This is a genomic window from Sediminicola sp. YIK13 (assembly GCF_001430825.1).
Lineage (GTDB): Bacteria > Bacteroidota > Bacteroidia > Flavobacteriales > Flavobacteriaceae > Sediminicola.
The window spans coordinates 366,799-390,062 of record NZ_CP010535.1 but is presented as its reverse complement, the minus strand read 5'-3'; the positions used below and the strand labels follow the sequence as shown (position 1 = coordinate 390,062).

Annotated in this window: 19 protein-coding genes; 7 read left to right on the top strand and 12 right to left on the bottom strand. The window is 40.6% G+C overall.

Features of this window, described 5'->3' with window-relative positions; translation table 11 throughout:
* Positions 1–6: 6 nt before the first annotated feature.
* Positions 7–648, bottom strand: a complete 642-nt coding sequence (locus SB49_RS01795; protein WP_062053294.1) for an NUDIX hydrolase — start codon at positions 646–648, stop codon at positions 7–9.
* Here SB49_RS01795 and SB49_RS01790 point away from each other — a divergent pair.
* Positions 647–1,360, top strand: coding sequence for a peptidylprolyl isomerase (locus SB49_RS01790; protein ID WP_062053291.1), 714 nt, complete (start codon positions 647–649; stop codon positions 1,358–1,360). The two genes, SB49_RS01795 and SB49_RS01790, sit on opposite strands and share 2 nt — an antisense overlap.
* Here the strand turns inward: SB49_RS01790 and SB49_RS01785 are convergent.
* Positions 1,353–1,961, bottom strand: a complete 609-nt coding sequence (locus tag SB49_RS01785) for a trimeric intracellular cation channel family protein (protein ID WP_062053290.1) — start codon at positions 1,959–1,961, stop codon at positions 1,353–1,355. The two genes, SB49_RS01790 and SB49_RS01785, sit on opposite strands and share 8 nt — an antisense overlap.
* Positions 1,962–2,246: 285 nt before the next feature.
* Here SB49_RS01785 and SB49_RS01780 point away from each other — a divergent pair, with 285 nt between their 5' ends.
* The 3 genes from SB49_RS01780 to SB49_RS01770 all read left to right on the top strand — a co-directional run bounded on the left by SB49_RS01780 (position 2,247) and on the right by SB49_RS01770 (position 4,611).
* Complete coding sequence (locus tag SB49_RS01780; protein ID WP_062053288.1) at positions 2,247–3,485, top strand: pyridoxal phosphate-dependent aminotransferase; 1,239 nt, start codon at positions 2,247–2,249, stop codon at positions 3,483–3,485.
* A 49-nt stretch (positions 3,486–3,534) separates the two neighbouring features.
* A complete protein-coding gene (locus SB49_RS01775; RefSeq protein WP_062053286.1) occupies positions 3,535–3,930 on the top strand; it encodes a hypothetical protein in 396 nt (131 codons plus the stop codon).
* Positions 3,931–4,029: 99 nt separating this feature from the next.
* Positions 4,030–4,611: a tRNA-(ms[2]io[6]A)-hydroxylase gene (locus SB49_RS01770; protein ID WP_062053284.1), complete on the top strand. Its 582-nt coding sequence runs from the start codon at positions 4,030–4,032 to the stop codon at positions 4,609–4,611.
* A gap of 89 nt (positions 4,612–4,700) precedes the next feature.
* Here SB49_RS01770 and SB49_RS01765 read toward each other — a convergent pair whose 3' ends face one another.
* Positions 4,701–5,741: a GMP reductase gene (locus SB49_RS01765; protein WP_062053282.1), complete on the bottom strand. Its 1,041-nt coding sequence runs from the start codon at positions 5,739–5,741 to the stop codon at positions 4,701–4,703.
* A 170-nt stretch (positions 5,742–5,911) separates the two neighbouring features.
* On the opposite strand from SB49_RS01765, the gene SB49_RS01760 reads away from it, so the two are divergent.
* The gene (locus SB49_RS01760) at positions 5,912–7,225 is read left to right on the top strand and encodes a Zn-dependent hydrolase (RefSeq protein WP_062053281.1); all 1,314 of its coding nucleotides are present in this window, start codon (positions 5,912–5,914) and stop codon (positions 7,223–7,225) included.
* Positions 7,226–7,263: 38 nt separating this feature from the next.
* On the opposite strand, the gene SB49_RS01755 is transcribed toward SB49_RS01760, so the two are convergent.
* Genes SB49_RS01755 through mnmA form a run of 3 tightly spaced genes read right to left on the bottom strand, consistent with a single transcriptional unit; the run spans position 7,264 to position 11,046 of the window.
* Complete coding sequence (locus SB49_RS01755; RefSeq protein ID WP_062053279.1) at positions 7,264–8,205, bottom strand: NAD(P)H-dependent flavin oxidoreductase; 942 nt, start codon at positions 8,203–8,205, stop codon at positions 7,264–7,266.
* Entirely contained in the window at positions 8,205–9,854 is a 1,650-nt protein-coding gene (locus SB49_RS01750) for a S8 family serine peptidase (RefSeq protein WP_062053277.1), read from the bottom strand. Before SB49_RS01750 ends, SB49_RS01755 begins: the two co-directional genes overlap by 1 nt.
* Before the next feature lies 1 nt (position 9,855).
* The gene (mnmA, locus tag SB49_RS01745; protein WP_062058744.1) at positions 9,856–11,046 is read right to left on the bottom strand and encodes a tRNA 2-thiouridine(34) synthase MnmA; all 1,191 of its coding nucleotides are present in this window, start codon (positions 11,044–11,046) and stop codon (positions 9,856–9,858) included.
* Positions 11,047–11,437: 391 nt separating this feature from the next.
* Between mnmA and SB49_RS01740 the strand changes: the two genes are divergently transcribed.
* Entirely contained in the window at positions 11,438–12,922 is a 1,485-nt protein-coding gene (locus SB49_RS01740) for a fasciclin domain-containing protein (protein WP_062053275.1), read from the top strand.
* Positions 12,923–13,234: 312 nt separating this feature from the next.
* Here SB49_RS01740 and yidC read toward each other — a convergent pair whose 3' ends face one another.
* The 3 genes from yidC to SB49_RS01725 all read right to left on the bottom strand — a co-directional run bounded on the left by yidC (position 13,235) and on the right by SB49_RS01725 (position 17,108).
* Positions 13,235–15,085, bottom strand: coding sequence for a membrane protein insertase YidC (gene yidC, locus SB49_RS01735; RefSeq protein WP_062053273.1), 1,851 nt, complete (start codon positions 15,083–15,085; stop codon positions 13,235–13,237).
* A 109-nt stretch (positions 15,086–15,194) separates the two neighbouring features.
* Complete coding sequence (locus SB49_RS01730; RefSeq protein ID WP_062053271.1) at positions 15,195–16,811, bottom strand: CTP synthase; 1,617 nt, start codon at positions 16,809–16,811, stop codon at positions 15,195–15,197.
* A 60-nt stretch (positions 16,812–16,871) separates the two neighbouring features.
* Positions 16,872–17,108, bottom strand: coding sequence for a DUF3820 family protein (locus SB49_RS01725; protein ID WP_062053269.1), 237 nt, complete (start codon positions 17,106–17,108; stop codon positions 16,872–16,874).
* Positions 17,109–17,158: 50 nt separating this feature from the next.
* On the opposite strand from SB49_RS01725, the gene SB49_RS01720 reads away from it, so the two are divergent.
* Positions 17,159–18,025, top strand: a complete 867-nt coding sequence (locus SB49_RS01720; protein ID WP_062053267.1) for a hydroxypyruvate isomerase family protein — start codon at positions 17,159–17,161, stop codon at positions 18,023–18,025.
* Positions 18,026–18,127: 102 nt separating this feature from the next.
* On the opposite strand, the gene SB49_RS01715 is transcribed toward SB49_RS01720, so the two are convergent.
* The 3 genes from SB49_RS01715 to SB49_RS01705 all read right to left on the bottom strand — a co-directional run bounded on the left by SB49_RS01715 (position 18,128) and on the right by SB49_RS01705 (position 23,262).
* Positions 18,128–20,281 (bottom strand): LysM peptidoglycan-binding domain-containing protein, encoded by a 2,154-nt coding sequence (locus SB49_RS01715; protein ID WP_235537810.1) that lies wholly within the window; start codon positions 20,279–20,281, stop codon positions 18,128–18,130.
* A 2-nt stretch (positions 20,282–20,283) separates the two neighbouring features.
* Positions 20,284–21,816 (bottom strand): glutamine-hydrolyzing GMP synthase, encoded by a 1,533-nt coding sequence (guaA, locus tag SB49_RS01710; RefSeq protein ID WP_062053263.1) that lies wholly within the window; start codon positions 21,814–21,816, stop codon positions 20,284–20,286.
* 75 nt (positions 21,817–21,891) lie between these two features.
* Positions 21,892–23,262, bottom strand: a complete 1,371-nt coding sequence (locus SB49_RS01705; RefSeq protein WP_062053262.1) for a pyridoxal phosphate-dependent decarboxylase family protein — start codon at positions 23,260–23,262, stop codon at positions 21,892–21,894.
* Between the last annotated feature and the right edge of the window lie 2 nt (positions 23,263–23,264).

Sequence of the window (23,264 nt, the reverse complement as noted above, 5' to 3'; positions counted from 1 at the left end):
AAGGCATTATAGTACCTGTTTAAATAGCTCTTTAACTTCACTCAACATCATGGCCGTTGCTCCCCATACCGTGTAACCGTTTAATTTAAAGGCAGGTACGTCAATATTCTGTGCATAGGAGGTGGTCAGTTTTTGATAAATGATAGTCCTATCATCCATAAATTCATCTAAAGAAACTTCCACCAAAGCTTCTACTTCGCTTTCTTGAATTTTAAAAGGTGTGACTTCAGGGTACAATCCAACATAAGGATGCACAACAAAATTACTTGGAGGGATATACAGTTCCGTCAATGAACGAATGACCTGTACTTTCGTCGGAGCCACTCCCACTTCTTCATAGGTCTCCCTTAGGGCCGTGTGCAAAAGATCCTTATCCTCTTTCTCCACCTTGCCTCCAGGAAAGCCAATTTGATTGGAATGGACACCTTTATACGATTTCCTTAAAATTAGCAGTAAATTGGTACTAGAACTTTGATTGGGGTAAAAAAGAGCCATTACCGCCGCTTTTTTGGCATTTTTTCTTTTTAATTCTATAGATTGCAAGGTATTGATCCGCTCCAACGGTGCCATTTTATAATGGGATTCCGTTCCCGGTAGTGGGAGATTTTTTATTTTTGAGATACGTTGAGAAAAATCATTAAAATCCATGACACTTAAAACATTCACATTCTATACAATAGTACCATTATTTCTTTTGTCTTCTTGCAAAGATACGACCAATGCAAAAAAAGTACCAGTACAACCTCAAAAAACCGTTGTTACCGATACCGTTGCCGAAAGAGAAAAAGTTGAAGAGGAGGAAGAGAAATTTGTTCTTACTGAGGAGAATGCCATAGAGTTCTTTTTTAACTACAACAAAACACTTAAAGAAGATACCGTTAAATTGTCCACTAATTTTGGCGACATCACCATTGAACTATTCGATGACGTGCCCTACCATAAAGCAAACTTCATTTACCTGACCAAAAAAGGATATTTTAAAGACACTTTCTTTCATAGGATCGTCAAAAATTTTATCATCCAAGGGGGCAATGCCGATAATATTGAAACTGGCAGGAAAAGGGGCCAAATTGGAAGATACTTATTGCCTCCCGATACTAGAAAAGGACACAAACATCACCGTGGAACGGTATCCATGCCGAGTAGTGAAATTGATAATCCGCATATGTTGGCGTCCCCATTCGAATTTTTTATTGTTGTCACCAAACCAGGTTCTTACCACTTGGACGGGGATTATACCCCTTTTGGAAAAGTTATAGAAGGAATGGATGTCGTGGATAAAATAAACAGTCAACCAGTAGGTCAAGGAGATTGGCCCCTACAAAACATTTATATCCTAAATGCCGAAGTTGTTAAGTAGCCTTATAGATACTTGGTAGCGCGATCTTAAAACGTACAGCTATTAATCGGATCCCGATCACTATGATAATACCTGCCATATAAGCATAGGCATCGTCGAAAGGGAGTCGCCTTAACAAAAAATATCCTACTCCCCCAAAAATACAGGCCGTGGCATAAATTTCCCTTCTAAAGATTACCGGTATCTCATTACAAAGAATATCTCTGATCACCCCGCCAAAACAAGCGGTAATAGTTCCCAATCCAATACACATAATAGAGGACAACCCAACAGAAATCCCTCTTTCTATACCCACCATGGTATAAAGGCCTATCCCAATGGTATCGAATAAAAAAAGTGATTTTCGAATATATTTTAAGCGTGCCCTAAAGACAATGGCAAAGACAACTGTACCAAAAATAGTGTAGAGGTACACCGGATCCCTCAACCATAAAACTGGATTATTCCCAATTAAAAGGTCTCTAAGGGTACCTCCTCCTACAGAAGTTACAAAGGCAATGATGAAAACCCCAAATAGATCCAACTTCTTATCAATGGCCACCAATACGCCAGAAATAGCGAAGGCGATGGTACCTAAAATATCTATGATGAAATAAAACATGGATTAACGCCTGATTTTCTGGTATATAGTTCGTTTGATTGTTTTGTGGGCCATACAATAAATGGGTTTAAACCACTTCGATGACAAAATAAAGCAAAATGCTCGGCATTATATAAATAGCGGGCGATTAACTTTCTTTAAATTCCAATTTAGAATTAATAGCCATTGGTTACATTGTTTTATGAGCTGATAAAACCAATACATTGTGTTATCTTAGAAAAGTAGCTTTCAAGAATTCATAGCATTCATTTTTACAAGCGATAATAACTCTAAAAGAATGGCGAGATGTATAGAAAGGTAGAAGAGTCACAAACCTTATTGATAAACACCCAAGCAAAGGCCTTGGAGGCCCAAAATAAGGAAATCATCAAATTTGGTTTTGGTCAGTCCCCTTTTCTCCCACCCCCCAATGTAATCAATGCCCTAAAAGAATCCGCACATCGAAAAGAATATTCCTCTGTACAGGGGGATTTGAATCTAAGAAAATTGATGTCTGCCTTCCACTTGGCACATAATGGCTTAAAGGTTGATCATGATAACATATTGGTGGCTCCAGGATCAAAAATATTACTTTATACCATAATGCTTGCCTTTGAAAAGGCCGATGTTCTTATTCCTGTGCCCTCTTGGGTGTCCTATGCCCCTCAAGCTATATTGGCGGGACATCATTTGATTAAAGTGAACACTTCCTTTGAAGAACGATGGCGAATACATCCCAGTACTATTGAAGAGGCCATTAAAAATAAGAAACATAAAGCCACCATATTGATCTTAAATTACCCTGGGAATCCAGATGGCTTGACCTATTCCCCTTCTGAATTACAAGAATTAGCGGTAGTAGCTAGAGCTCATGAAATCTTGGTTATTTCAGATGAAATATATGGCCTTCTAACCTTTAATCATCCCCATGAATCTTTTGCCAACTATTATCCCGAAAGAACCATCACCACTACAGGTTTATCTAAATGGTGCGGTGCAGGTGGCTGGAGATTGGGCGCTGCATTTTTATACGATGGGATTGAAAAAGAATTTAAACAGGCCTTGATAGGCATAGGTTCGGAAACCTATTCCTGTGCTCCCACACCTTTACAAATGGCTGCCAAAGAAGCATACAAAAGCTATAAAGACACAGAAGATTATTTACACAAACAAACAGATATACTTCAAAAAATTGGTTTGTATTGCGCCGAAAAATTAAATGCCGTACATATTGGTGTTCATACCCCACAAGGAGGGTTTTATATCTTCTTGGATTTTTCAATGCACAGGGAGGCATTGTCTAAAAAAGGGATCTCCTCATCAAATAAACTCTGTGAAGTTCTTCTTACAGAAACTGGAGTCATGATTTTACCAGGTACTGCCTTTGGTTTTAGTAATGATTATTTGGGCGCCAGATTGGCATTTGTAGATTTTGATCTGCCAAATAAAAAAGAGGAATTTATGTTAACTACGGATTGTCCAAGAGTTATTAAAGGAATTAATTTGATTGTCAACTGGTTCGCTACCTTAAAAATTTTATCCTAACTTTATTAGGAAGCAACAAATTCACATTTTAATTAATCAATAAATTATCATGAACAACACCAACAATAATCTAAGCACCTTTAGCACCCTATATCTGGTCAAAGGAATCTTGACCTTATGTTTTTCTTTATTTTTTATCCTATATGGATGCATAGGATTTATTATTGGGAACTCAGAAGAATGGTCTCATGAAACAGATTCATTTCCCTTCAATCCCGGACTGATCTTTATTGTCATAGGAGGCATAGGATTTATTATTTCCATTGTTATTGGAATTTTAACCCTAATGGCGTCGAAATATTTAAAGGATGCTAAGAACTACAATTTTATCTTTGTGCTGGCTGTTCTCAATTGCCTGACCGGTATTTTAGGGATCCTATTGGGAATATTCACCATAATTGAATTGACCAAGCCTGAAGTAAAACAATTATTTTATAAAGAGTGATCTCGATTTAAACTACTTATAAAATTGACTTACTATTCAAAGTGCCGTCTATCATAGAAAGATTAGATTGACTAACTTAGTATCCTAAAAAATATACAGATGCTTGGCTTAAAATTGGAGACCGACCCACGTTGGGTGGATATAGTAGAATCGAATATTGAAGAGATATTGACGGATCATGCTTGGTGCGAGCAAAAAGCTGCCACCAATGCCATAACCATCATCATTCAAAACCCAGAACATACAGATTTGGTCACCGATCTATTGACCTTGGCACAAGAGGAATTGCAACATTTTGAAATGGTTCATGAAATCATCAAGAAAAGGGGATACACCTTAGGCCGAGAGCGCAAGGACAGTTATGTGAACGAGCTCTTTAAATTTATGATCAAAGGGGGAACACACCAACAAAGTCTGGTGGATAGACTATTATTCTCCGCTATGATTGAAGCCCGTAGCTGTGAACGTTTCAAGCTCTTGTCCAAAAAAATAAAAGACCCGGAATTAGCTAAATTCTATCATGATCTCATGATTAGTGAAGCTGGCCATTACACGACATTTATCGGTTTTGCAAGACAATACGGAGAAGGACTGGATGTAAATAAGCGTTGGGCGGAACTGATCAAATTTGAAGGGGAGGTAATAAAAAATTACGGCAAATCTGAAACTATTCACGGGTAGTACTTTGTACTCTCTTTCCATAAAAGCAAGTCATCGGTTAAATGAAGTGCCAACCATGTTCGTACCAGAAGTATAATCTCCAATGTTCCCTATTCAGTATATATCTTGTTCTCCTGTTCTGCCACACGAATAAAGGTAGTGCGCTTTGTCAACTCTTTGAGACGTTGTGCACCCACATAGGTACAAGTGCTTCTTAAGCCTCCTAAAATATCCTGTAGGGTGTGCTCCACCTTACCTTTATAAGGTACTTCTACAGTCTTTCCTTCGCTGGCCCTATAATCTGCCACACCGCCAACATGTTTATCCATAGCTGTTGTGGAACTCATCCCATAAAATTGTTTGTATGGATGACCATGGCGCTCAATCAATTCGCCACCGCTTTCATCATGTCCCGCCAACATCCCCCCAAGCATCACAAAATCCGCTCCGGCACCAAAAGCCTTGGCAACATCACCAGGACTCGTACAACCGCCATCACTTATAATTTGGCCACCAAGACCATGGGCAGCATCTGCACATTCTATGATCGCAGATAACTGCGGGTAACCCACGCCGGTCTTAACTCTCGTGGTACATACAGATCCTGGGCCTATGCCAACTTTTATGATATCCGCCCCTGCGAGCAATAACTCCTCCACCATTTCCCCTGTTACTACATTTCCTGCTATAATGACCTTATCAGGATATTGGGTCCTTGACTGTTTTACAAAATTCACAAAATGTTCTGAGTACCCATTGGCCACATCTATACAGATAAATTTTAATGTAGGATTATCTTTGAAAATGGTCGCCAAACGTTTTGTATCGCTGGGACCTGTACCAGTACTTACCGCAATGTAATTTACAATATCAGCTGGTGCATTTTTCAAGAACTGATTCCATTGAGACAGACTATAATGTTTATGAATGGCTGTAAATAATTTATGACCCGATAGGGCCAATGCCATTTCAAAAGTCCCTACGGTATCCATATTCGCAGCTATTATTGGAATACCTGACCAACTGAAATCGCTGTGGAGAAATTTAAAGTCACGCTCCAGTTGCACCTGTGCCCTACTTTTTAGATTAGATCGCTTAGGACGGATCAGCACATCTTTAAATCCAAGTTTGATATCTTGTTCAATTCTCATCTATCGAAAGAATTTGGTTACTTTTAAAAGTACGATTTCCACCCTAAAGACAAAGCACAAATTTTAATATTTCAATTTAAAAAAGAAATAACGTCGCTAACGTAAGACACCGTTTTGTACAACTAGGAGTTTTATTTTTTCTATCTTACTACTCATTAAAATCTCTATAAATGTCGTTCAAATACGTTGCCCTTATTTTGGTCCTAATATTTCAGGCCAGCTTTGCTCAGCAAAAATCAATTCCTACCGAAAAAACACTGACCGTTAATCAGGATAGATTGGAAGCCAGTATATATGAATTGGCAAAATTTGGACTGAAGGCCAATGGAGAAACCAGTAGGGTGGCGTTCACTGATGCTGATATTGCTTCGCGAACATATCTAATCAATCTAATGAAAAAGGCCGGACTAGAGGTACATATTGACTTTGCTGGAAATATTATTGGTCGCCGCGAAGGCACGGACGGCTCTAAAAAAGTTATTGCTTTCGGTTCCCATACAGATACCGTTCCCGATGGAGGAAATTATGACGGATGTGTAGGCTCAATGGCTGCTTTGGAAGTTGCCTTGACTCTTTATGAGAATAATATGGCTACCATTCATCCATTGGAGGTTATCATTTTCTCCAATGAAGAAGGTGGTCTGTTAGGCAGTCGCGCCCTTGCGGGTGCATTAACTCCAGAAGCACTAATGGTCAAGAACAGCTCAGGATACACCCAAGGAGAAGGGGCAAACCGACTCGGTGGTGATGTCTCCAAAATTGAGGAGGCTGCAAGGAAAAAAGGAGAATTGGCTGCTTTTTTGGAATTACATATAGAACAAGGTGGCATTTTAGATAAAGAAAATATTGACATTGGTATCGTTGAAGGGATTGTGGGCATCAAATGGTGGGATGTAGCAATCACTGGGTTCGCCAACCATGCAGGAACAACGCCAATGAACATGAGGAAGGATGCTTTATTGGCCGCTTCAAAATTTATCATTGCTGTCAATGAAGTCACCAATAGTTTTGAAGGGAAACAAGTTGGTACAGTTGGTAGAATCGCTGCAGAGCCAGGAGCACCCAATGTGATACCCGGGAAGGTACTTTTAAGCTTGGAAATACGGGACCTTTCTTCCGATAAAATTGCTCAGGTTTTTAGTGGAATACAGCAAAGGGCTAAGGCGATTGCGGAAGAATCGGGTACAACCATTGAATTTCATCCAATCGATGCCAATGCAAAACCTGCTTTAACGGATAAGACCATACAAGAAGCTATAGCTACCTCAGCCAAGAATTTAGGACTTACACAAAAACAGATGCAAAGTGGAGCTGGTCATGATGCACAGGATATGGCGCTGATAGCTCCGTCAGGGATGATCTTCGTACCCAGTAAAGATGGAATTAGCCACTCACCCAGGGAGTTTACATCCGCTGAAGACATGGCAAATGGTGCCAATGTTCTTTTAAATACCATTTTAAAATTGGATAGGGAACTGGAATAACTGTAGATAAAAGGAAGTAGTCTCTGGATTTTAAAAACCTATAAATGGGCTACAGCTGTCTTTGCTTCTTTAAACTCAGCAACCATGTCAGCGACAATTTCTGCGGCAGGCTTAATATCATGGATAATTGCCGAAACCTGGCCAATTTCCAACTCACCTTCTTCCATATCCCCTTCAAACATGCCCCTCTTGGCCCTTGCCCTTCCCAATAGTTGTTTTAACTCTTCTACAGAGGGCGATTTAGCATAAAGGTTTTGAATGTCCTGAAAGAATTTATTTTTGATCAACCGCACAGGTGCCAACTCTTTTAAGGTCAAAATGGTATCCCCTTCACCTGCCTCCACCACTTTTTGCTTAAAAAGCTCATGGGATGACGCTTCGTAACTTGCTACAAATCGGCTACCTACCTGTACCCCATCGGCACCGAGGATCATTACCGCCAACATTGCCCTACCTGTGGCTATTCCTCCTGCCGCTATCAAAGGGATGGTAATTTTTTCCTTAACGGCCGGTATCAAGGTCAAGGTTGTTGTTTCATCCCTGCCATTGTGCCCCCCTGCTTCGAAACCTTCCGCAACTATGGCATCAACGCCAGCCTCCTGGGCCTTAACAGCAAACTTTACACTGCTAACGACATGTACTACGGTAATGCCCTTTTCTTTTAGATAAGAGGTCCAAGTTTTAGGGTTCCCGGCGGAAGTAAAAACAATCTTGACTCCCAGTTCAACCACAATGGACATCAATTGATCTATGTCCGGATAAAGCATGGGGATGTTTACAGCAAAAGGTTTCTTGGTCGCCCTTTGACATTTTTGAATGTGTTCCCGCAATACTTCAGGGTACATAGAGCCCGCTCCGATGATTCCTAAACCTCCTGCATTGGACACAGTTGAGGCCAATCGCCAGCCACTGGCCCATATCATTCCTGCTTGTATGATGGGGTATTGTATCTTAAAAAGTTCCGTAATCCTATTCTCCATTATTTTTTGATCAACTTGTATTCCTTACTGATACCTTCCATTTCCAATTGAACAATGTACATCGCCTGACTCAATTGCTCTACGGATATTTTGTTATCAGTTTCGGTAATTTGCTTTTCCAAGATACGTTTTCCATAAATATCGTACAACCTAAGGATTGCCGTGGTACTTCCCTGAGGCAATTGTATCTGAACATTGGTTTCCATTGGATTGGGAAATAGGATATAATCCAGGGTTTGCTCCCCTTCATTTTCTACTCCATTTTGACCTTCTACCCCGTTCAATGTCATTGCCAATTCAAAATTTGGGATACCATAGCCCATTTGGGTATTTGGATTCTGATACATGGAAGAACTTTCGCGTACCAACTGCATTATTTCCAGATTGGTTTTATCGGGCAAAGCGCCCCAAAACGAGGCAATGGCACCTGCCATGATCGGGGATGAAAAAGACGTTCCATTATTCCGTACAACAGCATTATTTTCATCTACCACGGCCGCATTTCTTCCCATGGCCATACCGTCTGGTTTTACCGCTCCCTGGGCATTTGAACCACGAGAACTAAAACTTACATAATTGCCATCCTTATCAACAGCACCAACTGAATAGACGTTGGCATCGGCGGGAGCCGTAACAACCCCCCAAGAGGAGCTTCCGGAATTTCCTGCAGAATTCACAACCAACATTCCTTTTTCAGTGGCAATGTTTGCCCCTTGGGAAATAAAAGCGGTATTGCCATCCATCTCTGCAGGGGTATAATTATAATTAGGGTTATCAAACGTGCTATATCCCAAAGAAGTATTTATCAGGTCTATTCCCAAACTATCTGCTCTTTCAGCAGCCTCTACCCAATAACTTTCTTCTACAGGAGTCTCCGTAGCCCCATCCTCAGTTCTAAACAGCATATAACTCGCATCTGGAGCTGTCCCCACAAGCTGGTTCTCTACATATCCCCCCATATCTGATAAGACCCTTGTCCCGTGGCTATCGCCATCTGGAGCGTAAATATTGGTAGTGCGACCTACAAAATCATAGCCTCCCAATAAATCATTATTGGAACGTAATCGGGAAAATGCGGCAAGCCGATCTACATTTGGGAACCCCCCATCCATCACAGCGATCCATAAGCCTTCCCCATTATAATTAGATTGGTGCAGGGCTTCAACCTTTAACTGTGAAATCTGCGCTTCGCTTTGTCCGTAGACAAAATTAGCTTTCTGGGTTAAAAACTTATTTTCATGGTTATCGGGCTTACTTTTATCCTTGGGGTATTTTCCGGCTTTTGCATTGAGACCTCTATCGGCGTAAAAAATGCGATCCACAAAATCCAAACTGGAAAGTGACGCAATATCATTAATACTTCCAACGACATGGACACAATTAAACCATTTAGATTTTGCTTTCACGGCAATTCCGGATTGCCCTTTCACCTGGGCAAGATAACTTTCATTGACCGGGACATCCCTTTCATCTACCGGAATGTTAAACTTGTTCTTTCTTGCCAAAGCACGGGAAGTAAGAATAGTTTCTGGATTGGCCAAGGCTTCAACTACTCCAACCTTATCCTTGAAATAAACCCAGGCATGTTCCTGAGCTCGTGCTCCAAAAAGGCTGAAAAAGAAAAAAAGGATAAGGAAGTTTTTTACCATATTACGAGATCACTCCTGATCCTATTAGTTCATCTTCCAGATACCAGGCCACGAATTGACCTTCGGTTATGGCCGATTGTTTCTCTTCAAAATCTACATACATACCTCCCTCAGTTTGATACAAGGTGGCCTTTTGCAACGGTTGCCTGTAACGTATTCTTGCCATTACATCCATTGTCTCATCTACTTTTAAAGCCAAATCTTTACGCACCCAATGCAATTCCTCGTTACCTACAAAAAGGGTTCGTCTGTACAATCCCGGATGGCTTTTTCCCTGTCCCGTGTAAATAATATTGTCTTCTACATCGGTTTCAATGACGAATAAAGGTTCTTTTGTTCCTCCCACATCCAGGCCTTTACGTTGACCTTTGGTGAAATAGTGCGCACCCTGGTGCTCTCCCACTACCCTCCCATCTTCTAGCTGGTAATTTGGTTTGATGGCATAATAGGCCAATTCTTCTTTTTTGGAACCAAACGTTGGCACATCTGTTTGATAATGGGCCAAAGACGAAGGCACTTCTACGATCACCCCTTTTTTGGGTTTCAGTTTCTGCTGTAAAAAATCAGGAAGCCTCACTTTACCAATAAAACAAAGTCCTTGGGAATCTTTTTTATCTGCCGTGATCAAATCGTTGTCCGCTGCAATCTTACGGACTTCAGGCTTGGTTAGCTCCCCAATTGGGAAGAGCGTTTTGGCCAACTGTTCTTGAGATAATTGACAAAGAAAATAGGACTGGTCCTTATTCCCGTCTACTCCCGCCAAAAGTTGATAGGTTTCAGTACCGTCTGGATTACTGATGGTCCCTTTCCTACAATAATGTCCAGTAGCTACATAATCTGCCCCCAATTGAAGCGCGATTTTCATAAAGACATCGAACTTGATTTCCCTATTGCATAGAACATCTGGGTTGGGGGTTCTTCCCTTTTCATATTCGTGGAACATATAATCCACTATCCGCTCCTTATATTGCTCACTTAAATCTACCGTCTGAAAAGGAATTCCCAATTTTTCGGCTACAATAAGCGCATCGTTACTATCCTCCAACCATGGACACTCATCAGAAATGGTCACTGAATCATCATGCCAGTTTTTCATAAACAAGCCAATCACCTCATAACCTTGCTCTTTTAACAAGTATGCGGTTACACTGGAATCCACTCCCCCAGAAAGTCCTACTACAACTTTTTTCATCTTCTTCAAATCAATATGCAAAAATACAAAATTCGTAGATGTCATAATCTCTTTTGGCAATCCCTATTAAAGGTTAATGCAAAAAAAATGTGCCATCCAACAGAAATTCCAAATCCCTTTGTCGCTTTAAGTGGCTCTAAATAACAGATTTATATTTTGTTAAACTTTTTCTAAATAAACATAAACAAAAATGAATTTTCCCTAAGTTTGAATTCGTTTAATAGATTTTCTATTTTATTAAACAATTATAGTGAGCCTAATTAAGAAAACGTGCCTTACCACATAAGGCATGATTAAAGAAACTTGATTACTATTAAAATTAATTTTTAACATAATCCTTAAAACCTAAAACATTAAGAGACGATTTTTTAAATTAAATGCCCTGGCTTTCATGGCTTTATTTTCATTATTCCTACTATCCTGTAACGACGATGATGATAATGTAATGGAAGAAGAGATGTCCAATGACCTGAACATTGTAGGAACCGCTCAAGCAACCGCAGATCTAAGTCTTTTGGTTGATGCATTGATACAAGCAGATGCAGATTTGGTAGCCACCTTAAGTTCCGATGGTCCGTTTACTGTATTTGCTCCCACTAACGATGCCTTTGCCGCCCTATTGAACGACTTAGGGGATGACTACAACAGCTTGGCCGATTTTGACACTGCTGAAGAAAAAGAACTCTTGGCAAAAGTGTTGACCTATCATGTTGTAGCCGGAACAGCAGCCTTTTCTGGAGATCTCTCCGATGGGATGATGATTACTACTGTTCAGGGCGAAGATGTAACCGTTAATTTAAATGGTGGTGTTTTTATTGGTGACGCAACAGAAACCGATGCCCAAGTGGTAACGGCGGACGTGGCAACATCCAACGGAGTGGTGCATGTAATTGATAAAGTTTTATTGCCGCAAGAAGTTCTGGATGCCCTTAACGCCCCAACCCAAAACATAGTTGAAACAGCTCAAGCCACAGCAGCCCTTAGCCTATTGGTAGATGCACTTATTCAAGCCGATGCTGACTTGGTAGCCACCTTAAGTGGAGACGGACCATTTACTGTATTCGCACCTACCAACGATGCTTTTGCTGCGCTATTAGAAGCTCTAGGAAATGATTACAACAGCTTGGAAGATTTTGATACAGCAGACGAAAAAGCCTTGTTGGCCAAGGTTTTGACCTACCATGTTGTTGCTGGAACCGCCGCATTATCCACTGACTTAACACAGGATATGAGAATAGAAACCTTTCAGGGTGAAAACGTATCTGTTGATTTAAATGGAGGGGTTTTCATCGGAGATGCCACAGATACAGCAGCCGAAGTGGTTATTCCTGATGTAGTAACCACAAATGGTGTGGTACATGTAATTGACAAAGTTCTATTACCACAAGAAGTATTGAACGCCCTTAATCCTCCTACACTAAACATTGTTGAAACCGCACAAGCCACTGCAGCCCTTAGTCTATTGGTAGATGCACTCGTACAGGCCGACGCAGACCTAGTAGCCACCTTGAGTTCTGAGGGTCCTTTTACTGTATTTGCACCAACAAATACTGCTTTTGAGGCACTTTTAAATACTTTAGGGTATACCAATTTAAGCGAATTTGATACTCCTGAGGAAAAAGCTTTACTAGCAAAAGTGTTGACATACCACGTTGTTTCCGGTACCGCTGCGTATGCCACCAACCTCACTGATGGAATGATGATTGGAACCGTACAGGGAGAAGATGTAACTGTAAGTCTTACTGGTGGTGTTTTTATAGGAGATGCCACAGATACTGATGCACAAGTTGTGATTGCCAATGTGGCAACAACAAATGGAGCGGTACATGTCATTGATAAGGTGCTATTGCCACAAGAAGTATTGGATGCTCTATAAAATAATTAATACCTACTGTCACCCCAATTAATTCTGGTCTGATTTTGCTATGGACTAGTACCCTTATTAGAATCTAAAATTAAACCACACTGTTCATCAGTGTGGTTTTTTTTTGTCCTAACAACCCATATAATTTTGGTCGACAACAAGGAGGAATCTTTTAACATACAAATATGGACCGTTTACAACTATATTTTTTAAAACGTGTTTCTATCCCCCATATTTACAATCCCAAATCTTTCCAAACTAAACCTATTTAATGCAAAAAGCTCCCTTTAAAAGGGAGCTTTTTTTTTCTTGTAACTATATAGATTATTTGTTTTTCTTCTGGGCTTCTGCCTGCTCCATCATCTCGCGCATTTTTTTCTGGAACTTGCCTTCTTTCTTAGGCTTTTTCTTGTTCTCTTGTATCTGGGCGTGGATTTTATCTTCATTGATAATAAACTTCTTGATGGCCAGCATGATGAAAATGGTAATTAAGTTGGAAACAAAGTAGTACAAACTCAATCCACTAGCATAGCTATTAAAGAAGAATAACATCATCAAAGGCGATAAGTACATGATAAATTTCATGTTTGGCATACCCGGTTGCGATGGCATATTCTGCCCTGTGGTCATCATCATATAAAAGAAGATGGCAACAGACGCCAGTATTGGGAATAAACTCACATGATCCCCATAAAACGGAATATTAAACGGCAATTGTGCTATGGTATCATAGGACGAAAGGTCATCTGCCCATAAGAACGATTTTTGACGCAGCGCAAAAGAGGTTGGGAAGAACATAAAAAGCGCGTAAAATATGGGCAGCTGCACTACTGCCGGCAAACAACCGCTCATAGGACTTACCCCGGCCTTACCATACAACTTCATGGTCTCTTGCTGCTTTTTCATGGCATTGTCCTTGAACTTCTCATTTAATTCGGTTATCTCTGGCTTCAATACCTTCATCTTGGCCTGAGACAGGTAAGATTTATAGGTCACCGGTGACATTAACAGTCGGACCAAAATAGTCATGACCACAATTGCAATACCAAAGGGCAGGAACGAACTTAAGAAGGTATATGTTGGTGTAAATATGTACCTGTTGATCCATCCAAAGATCCCCCATCCAAAAGGAATGGAATCTTCCAGACCTAGCTCCTTATATTGTGACAATACCTTTACGTCCGTAGGACCATAATACCAGTCCATGGTATAAGAAAGTTCTCCTCCTTCTAATTTCAATGGTGCCACAGTGCTGTATTCCTTGGTGTATCCAGCAGTTTTGCTTTCCTCTTCAACCAAATTAACAGAAGTTAATTGAGCTGTTTCAAATGGTGTTTGGGTAGCCAGAATGGAACTGAAAAAATGCTGCCTGTACGATAGCCATTTAATATCCGTATCCTCCGATTCTTCATCATCACTACTTTCAGATAGCTTACTGATCTTTCCATCTTCATGATTATAGGTCAGTCTTGTATATCGGTTTTCGTATTGAATACTTTTAGAGTGACGGATTCCCTTTAGTTTCCATTCCAAATTAATAGCTCCACTCGGATTGATTATGCCATTAAGTCCTTGGGATCTCACTATAAAATCGACCAAATAATCATTTGGCTTCATTTCATAGCGGTACTCCAAAAATTGGGAAGGAGATACTTTTGCCTTCATGGAGAGCACCTGCACGTCACCATCATTGGTCAAAGTGGGTTCAAAATATAGATCTTTGGTATTAAGAGATCTATTCTCATTGGTTTTGAACATGATATCAAAAGATGAATTCCCATCTTTTACCAAATACACCGGAATGGAATCATAGGTAACAAATGTTTTCATTTTTGCTTCCACGATCTGTCCTCCTTTGTTGCTCACTTTTAAAACAACCAGATCATTTTCCAAAACTGTTGTAGCCTCAGATGGGGCATTAAAACCAAAAGCTCCCACGGCATTCTTATAGCCTGCAACAGAAGTGGAGTCCTGCAGATTCATGCTGGGTTCAGCAACTGGAGTTTCGACTGCAGTTTTCGCAGCCTTATTTTGGGCCTCTACCTGCTCTTGCTTTGCCTTTTGTGCCTCTAGCTCCTCGGGAGTAGGCTGATTCTGGTAAAACATGAATATGAGGATACCGAATATCAGTACAAAGCCAATTATAGATTTTACATCAAATTTTTTTTCTTCCATCTAAGTTTCATTTACAAACCCTCAAAGAGGTATCACCGTGCAGGTCCGTTTAATTTTTAATACGCAAATATATGTCCAATTGTGAATTTAATGCCTGTGCGACATTAGGTTACTTTAATTTATGATCCAACGCTGCTTTAACAAACCCCACAAACAAAGGGTGAGGATTGGCAACGGTACTTTTGTATTCTGGATGGTATTGTACTCCAATGAACCACGGATGTGTCGGCAATTCCACGATTTCGACAAGACCTGTTTTTTTATTTACACCTGAGGCCACCAAACCGGCCTTTTCCATGGTCTCCTTGTACTGGTTGTTAAACTCGTAACGATGACGGTGTCTTTCCGAAATGGTTTTTTCCCCGCCATAGACCTTTTGCACCAAACTACCATCTTTTAAATCGCAGTCCCACGCTCCTAAACGCATGGTGCCCCCTTTATTGGTAATGGTCTTTTGTTCTTCCATTAAACTTATGACCGGGTTAGGCGTATCCGCGTCCATTTCAGTAGAATTTGCATCGGCTAGGCCAAGCGCATTTCTACCGAATTCTATTACGGCCATTTGCATTCCCAAGCATATCCCCAAAAATGGTATATTTTGCTCTCTGGCGTATTTTACAGCCTTTACTTTTCCTTCTATTCCTCTTTCACCAAAACCTGGAGCTACTAAAATTCCGTCTAAATCCTTCATTTTATTCACCAAATTGCGATCGGTGATATGCTCGGAATGGATCCATTTTATTTTGACCCGCACTTCATTAACTGCTCCGGCATGAATAAAGGCTTCGAGGATGGATTTATAGGAATCCTGTAATTCTACATATTTTCCGATCAACCCAATATTGACCTCATCTTTTGGATGTTTATGCTTGTCCAAAAACTCATTCCAATTGGTCAAATCCGGGACAACATCATCAGGTAATCCTAATTTACGAAGGGTTACCGTGTCCAACCCCTCTTCCTGCATGAGGATGGGCACATCATATATGGTAGAGGCATCAATAGACTGAATGACGGCATCTCTTTTAACGTTGCAAAAAAGAGCAATTTTATCCTTGATATCGTCCGAAATTTCATGCTCGGTTCTACATACCAATATATCCGCTTTGATCCCACTCTCCATTAAGGTCTTTACCGAGTGTTGTGTAGGCTTGGTCTTTAGCTCGCCTGCGGCAGAAAGGTAAGGCACCAAGGTTAGATGTATAACAATGCCATTGGTATCGCCCAATTCCCATAATAACTGACGGACCGCCTCAATGTAGGGTAAAGATTCTATATCCCCTACGGTTCCCCCTATCTCGGTTATCACAATATCATATTCACCACTTTTACCAAGGATCTGAACGCGTTCCTTTATTTCATTGGTAATATGAGGAACTACTTGTACCGTCTTTCCTAAAAATTCGCCTCTTCTTTCCTTGTCAATGACACTTTGGTATATTCTTCCCGTGGTAACGTTATTGGCCTGGGAAGTCCTAACATTTAAGAAACGTTCGTAATGTCCCAAATCCAAATCCGTTTCCGCACCGTCATCCGTTACATAACATTCACCATGTTCGTATGGATTTAAAGTTCCGGGATCCACATTGATATAAGGATCTAATTTTTGAATAGTTGTTTTGTAACCGCGGGCCTGAAGTAATTTAGCCAATGAAGCTGCAATAATCCCTTTTCCAAGGGAAGAAGTAACCCCACCGGTTACAAAAATATATTTAGTCTGTGACATGAAGCGTTAGGTTCTTTTCTTAACGCAGGCAAAAGTACAAATTGCAGTCCGATAACACTGTTAATCTCTAGGAAAATCTTTTTGAATTTTCCGAATTAACCCTTCTAGGCCGTTTATTTTGATTTCCAACATGGCTTTCAACAAATTTCCAAGTTTACCATCGGGAAATCCCTTTTGATTAAACCATACCAAATAAGGCTCGGGAAGGTCCACCAAATAGCGGTCCTTAAATTTTCCAAACGGCATTTTATAATGAGCCAGTTCTATCAACTGCCTTTTATCAGGATATATGTTCATTTATTTGGAACTAAAAACTTATCTTCATACATGTACTAAATACATTTATTATGAAAAGGCGCACTTTTATTGGTACTTCAGCTGTTGCTACTGTTGGAGTTTTGGCTTATCAAACCACAAATGCCCAAGAAACAAAGCAAGATATGGGATTTAAACTAAAAAACAACATTAACCATAGCGTGTGCCACTGGTGTTTCGCCGACATCCCCTTGGAAGACTTCTTGATAAGGTTAAATGAGTTGAATATTAAAGCTATCGACTTAATGGGGCCCAAGGAATGGCCCTTGTTAAAAAAATACAATATTCACTCGGCCATGTGCAATGGGGCTGAAATTAGTTTGACCGAAGGCTTCAACGATCCAAAATATCATGGGACGCTGATAGACAACTACACCAAAATGATACCCTTGGTGGCAGCGGCAGGATATACCAATTTAATTTGTTTTAGCGGTAACCGAAGGGGAATGGACGATGAAACCGGCTTACGAAACTGTGTGACCGCCTTAAAAAAATTAATGCCTTTGGCAGAAAAACATGGGGTAGTACTACAAATGGAACTCTTCAACCAAAGAAACCATCCCGATTATATGGGCGACACCTCTGCCTGGGGCATTGAATTGTGCAAGCAAATAGGATCTGAAAACTTTAAGCTCCTTTTCGATATTTACCATATGCAGATACAAGAAGGGGACATTATCCAGTCTATCAAGGATAATCACCCCTATTTTGGCCACTACCACACGGCTGGGGTACCCGGAAGACATGAAATTAACGAAACCCAGGAACTTTACTACCCAGCTATTATGAAGGCAATTATGGATACTGGTTATAAAGGATATGTGGCACAAGAATTTATTCCAGCCAGTAAAGACAAAATCCAAGCCTTGAAACAGGGATTCCTGATCTGTGACGTTTAAAAGGCAGTCCCAATATTTGGGGTTACCAATGCTGAATCCTTAAGGTCGCGAACCCTAATTTTTAAAGTATAGTCCATATTTTGGACCCACCCGGCCCTATCCCTACTCGGCCTCTACGATCATCATTTTATTGTAGGACATAATATAGGCCGACTGGTTGTAGTAGCCAGATGATGCGTCCTTTAAATAGTTGAACTTATTTGCTGAATAGGAAGTCTCCCCAATTTTTTTACCAGCTTCGAACAAGTCGTTTTTGTAGGCCAACTTCAACAGAATATCAAATGTGATATCAAACCCTCGAGTAGCGTATCGATCGGGCTCAATCCCATATTTTCTTCTATACATTTTCACAAAGGAATTGGCCCCGATCTCCTTTTCAATTGACGGAAAGGTAAATCCAAGATTTGAAAGATGTGAATTGGAAATAACATCGTTTTCAAAGGCTTTGTTCCTGTTGGTCGTAAACATTTTAATCTTTACGGTATCCTTGATCGTAGAATTCAAGACAGAGCTCACATGATAGATGGTATTGGCATTATCAGACTCCAGGAACACCCAATTTTGTTTCGCTGAAACTACCTGTTTCACCTTTTCAATATCCAATGAAATATTGTCCTTTAGGTTAAGAGTTTTAGCCTGAGGAAATTTCTCCAAAAGCAGACTTTGGGTTTTCTTATTGTTGTCATCAGCAATGATAACAATGTTTTCTTCCTTCCTGTGATCGTTCACATAGGCTATCATTTTATTCCTTAACACCTCTTCTGTAGGAAGGGTAAAATAAACATTGCGCAAACTTATATCACTTTCCGCAGCTATAGGGGCAATTACAGGAACATTGTACTGTCCAGCGGCCAAAGCCACCTCTTTTAGGGACTTAGCATCCAAGGGTCCTATTATGGCACTTACATCGTTTAATTTTTCACGTAACATAATACCCTTCACCCTGTCCACATTCAATTGAGTGTCAAAGGTTTTCACATTGACAGAAACCCCCAATTTTTTTATGGAATCCAGAGCCACCATGGCTCCAGTATACATTCCAATACTGTACTTACTATCATTCCTATTGGCCATTGTCTGTTTGGCCAATTCTTTATCCGTAACATCTATTTTATCCGTTCTAAAAGGAAGCAAGAAAAGTAAATTGGGCCTATTTGTGGTTTGGATACTATCTATCAGACTAAACTTATCAAGCACCAAGGAGTTTTTGATCTCTAGATCTTGCGCCTTTGCTTTTGGAATTTTAAGAATCATCCCTGCTTTTAAGCCATCACTGAGTTCTGGATTTAAAGCCAAAAGTTCAGAATAGGTGACATTTAGCTTTCTGGTTAGTCTAAATTCAGTTTCTTGAGGCTTCACCTCGTAGAAAACATATTTATCTGTATTTACGACCTCTTTGGGGGCCATATCCTTTTTGGGCAAGCGTATGATCATCCCTTCTTGTAGTCCACGAACTTTCACCTCAGGATTTAACGCTTTGATTTCTTCTTCTGTTACACCGAATTGTTTTTCAAGATTGTAAAATGTCTGTTTTGGCGTGATAACATAGGAATTATACAATTGGATTTTCTGATTATCTACTGTACTCCCTTTAATTTTTGGCAATTTTAATTCCTGCCCTTCCATCAGGTAGTTATTGGTCTTGGAAAGTTCAGGGTTCAGTTCCAGAAGTTCATCTATTGTAATCCCATACGAGTTTGCTATGCTCCACCTGGTTTCTTTAGGCTTTACCGTGTACATTTCAAAATCCTCCTCACTTTTGGCAACGTCCTCAGGATTAACGCGTCTGAACTTAGGGATCCTAAGGTTCATCCCTTTCTTAAGATTTCCAGCATACAATTCTTTGTTGTAACGCTTAATATCTTCAACGGTGATATTGAACCTCTTGGCAATGCCGTATAGAGTATCTCTACGCCTTGCCCTATAACTGGTAAAGCCAATGGGATTTTCTTGGACCACTTTATCCTCCTTAACAACTGCAGTTACCTTGCTTTTTACCACAGGAACATTAGGGTCAGCAGATTTGGATGCCATCGGAATTACCAATACGGTATTAGCTACCAGAGGCTTCCCTTGAACAATTTCCTTGTTGTACTTTAAGATGTTGAATGGGGTAACTCTGTATTGTTTTGCAATACTCTCCAATGTTTCACCCTTCTTTACCGCATGTGTTGCAAATTGCTGTGCATTCATGTGTAAACATAAAAACAGCATAAAGAAGCCTGTAATAAGTATTTTAAAACGTGTACTGTTCATTCCTATTCCCATTCTATGGTTGCGGGTGGTTTAGAGCTTATATCATATACTACTCTATTTACCCCCCTTACCTTATTAATAATATCATTAGACGTTTTCTGCAAGAACTCATAAGGTAAATTAACCCAATCTGCCGTCATTCCATCTGTACTCTCCACAGCTCTTAAAGCTACACATTTTTCGTAAGTCCTTTCATCGCCCATTACCCCTACACTATTTACGGGCAAAAGCATTGCTCCGGCCTGCCACACCTTGTCATAAAGTCCCCATTCTTTTAACCCATTGATAAAAATAGCATCAACTTCTTGTAAAATAGCTACTTTTTCTGGGGTAATATCCCCTAGGATTCTTATTGCCAATCCAGGGCCAGGGAAGGGATGCCTTCCCAATAAAGCCTTATCAATACCCATACTGGCACCCACTCTACGAACCTCATCCTTGAACAACATTCGCAATGGCTCCACTACATTTAATTTCATAAAATCGGGCAGACCACCTACGTTATGATGACTTTTAATGGTTGCTGAAGGACCTCCAGTTGCCGAAACCGATTCTATAACATCAGGATAAATGGTTCCTTGTGCCAACCATTTGGCATCTTCAACCAAATGTGATTCATCATCAAAAACCTCAATAAAGACCCTTCCGATCGCTTTCCTTTTTTTCTCTGGATCACTCTCTCCAGCCAATGCATCCAAAAAGCGTGCCGAAGCATCTACTCCCTTAACATTAAGCCCCATATCTTTATACTGGTGCAACACATCCTCGAATTCGTTTTTTCTCAAAAGCCCATTGTTCACAAAGATGCAATGCAAATGCTTTCCAATGGCCTTGTGCAATAAAATGGCCGCCACAGTAGAATCTACTCCTCCTGAAAGTCCCAATATCACTTTATCCTGACCTATTTTACTTTTCAGTTCCGTTACAGTTGTTTCTACAAAAGCGTCAGGTGTCCAAGTCTGTGCAACCCCAGCAATATGAACCAGAAAATTCTCTAATAGCTGCTTGCCATCTGTTGTATGGTACACCTCAGGATGAAACTGTATGGCATAGGACTCCTCTCCATTAAACTTATAAGCCGCATTTTCCACATCGTGCGTACTTGCCAATCTCGTCGTATTCTCGGGCAGTTCCTTAATGGTATCAGCATGGCTCATCCAAACTTGACTTCCCTTGGAAATTTTGTCAAAAAACGGTTCGTTTTCCTTTACATAGGACAATTTGGCCCTACCGTACTCTCTTGTGTTTGATCCTTCTACGCTCCCACCATTAAAATGGGCCAAATATTGTGCCCCATAACACACACCCAAAAGTGGCTTTTTGCCTCTGATTTGAGATAAGTCCGGATGGGGAGCATCTTCTGCCCTAACAGAAAAAGGAGAACCAGATAGGATTACCGCTTTGTATTCTGAAAGATCTTCAGGTAAATGGTTGTAAGGTTTAATTTCGCAGAAAATATTCAGTTCCCTAACCCTTCTTGCGATGAGTTGTGTGTACTGAGAACCAAAATCTAAAATGAGGACGTTATTTTGCATGGGCAAAAATAGTATTAAATTGAAAAACGGAAAGTTTAGAGGGCAATAATTTTTTAGGAATTTTCGACATTAGGCCTATTTCATAGAATCTAAAATGGCCCTTATATCAGATTCAGTGGTATCTGGGTTTATAAAACAGAAGCGGGCAACGGTTTCATAAACCCCTTGATGCTTCCATTTTGTTGGGGTGACCAATGCAAATCCGTCCCTATGGTTTTTGTAGGTCCAATTTCTGTAATCATCTGGTGACCAATCCTTTCTTCTGAACAGTACACATGAAAGACTTGGCTCCCTTACCAGTTCTACTATCGGGCTGTCTTGGATAATCCTTCCTGCGAGGTTTGCGAGTTCTATGCCTTGTTGAACGGCCCATTCATACTTATCGGTTCCGTGCATGGCCAAGGAAAACCATAAGGGTAGCCCCCTTACCCTTCGTGTCAATTGGATCTGGTAATCAGAAGGATTAAACCCATGTGCTCCTTCATCCTTGAAAATATCCAAATAGGACCCTTCCTGGGAATGTGCCTCTTTTGCCAATTCTGGGTTTTTATAAAGTATCGCCCCACAGTCGTATGGCGAGAACAGCCATTTATGTGGATCTATGGTAATGCTGTTGGCACGTTCTATCCCCTTAAAAAGTGGTCTGGCCAATTTAGAGGCCAAGGCTCCGCCGCCATAAGCAGCATCCACATGAAACCAAATATTTTCCTGCTCACAAATTGTGGCAATCCCATCGAGGTCATCAATGATGCCTGCATTGGTAGTACCCCCCGTGGCAACAATGGCGAAAAGTCTTTTTCTTTGGTGGGGCGTTAGCTCCTTTAAAGCGTCGGACAACATTTCTGCCGACATACTGTCTTCGGTTTCTACCAAAACAACATCGGCATCTATCACCTTAGCCATGGACTTAATGGAGGAATGTGCCCCGCTGGAGGTAATTATAAGGGCCTTTTCATTGAGATTGTCCTTGTTCTTTCTCCAGTTCTCACGTGCCGTTACCATGGCAGACAAATTAGCTGCCGTACCGCCACTTGTAAATACTCCAAAGGCCGGTTCTGGAAGCCCGGCTAGGGATACCAACCATTTCATGGCCTCGTTTTCACAGAAAATACCTCCTGCCCCTTCCATCCAATAGGCCCCGTGGATACTGGAAGCCGATGTGACCAAATCAAACATAATAGCAGCTCTTGTCGGGGATGCCGGCACAAAGGCCAAATGTCTGGGGTGATCAATAGGGACTGTTGCCTTTATTAAAACATCTTTGAAAAGATCAAAGGCTTTCTCTCCACCTATGCCAGCTGAAGTAATGGTTTCCCCCACCAAACTTCTCAATTCCTCTTCTTTTTTAGGTTGCCCCAATTCTGGTGCGGTTTTAGTTATTCTATTGATGACATATTTCATGACATCCAGGGTCATTTCCACCAGTTGTATATCTATATTGTGCATTT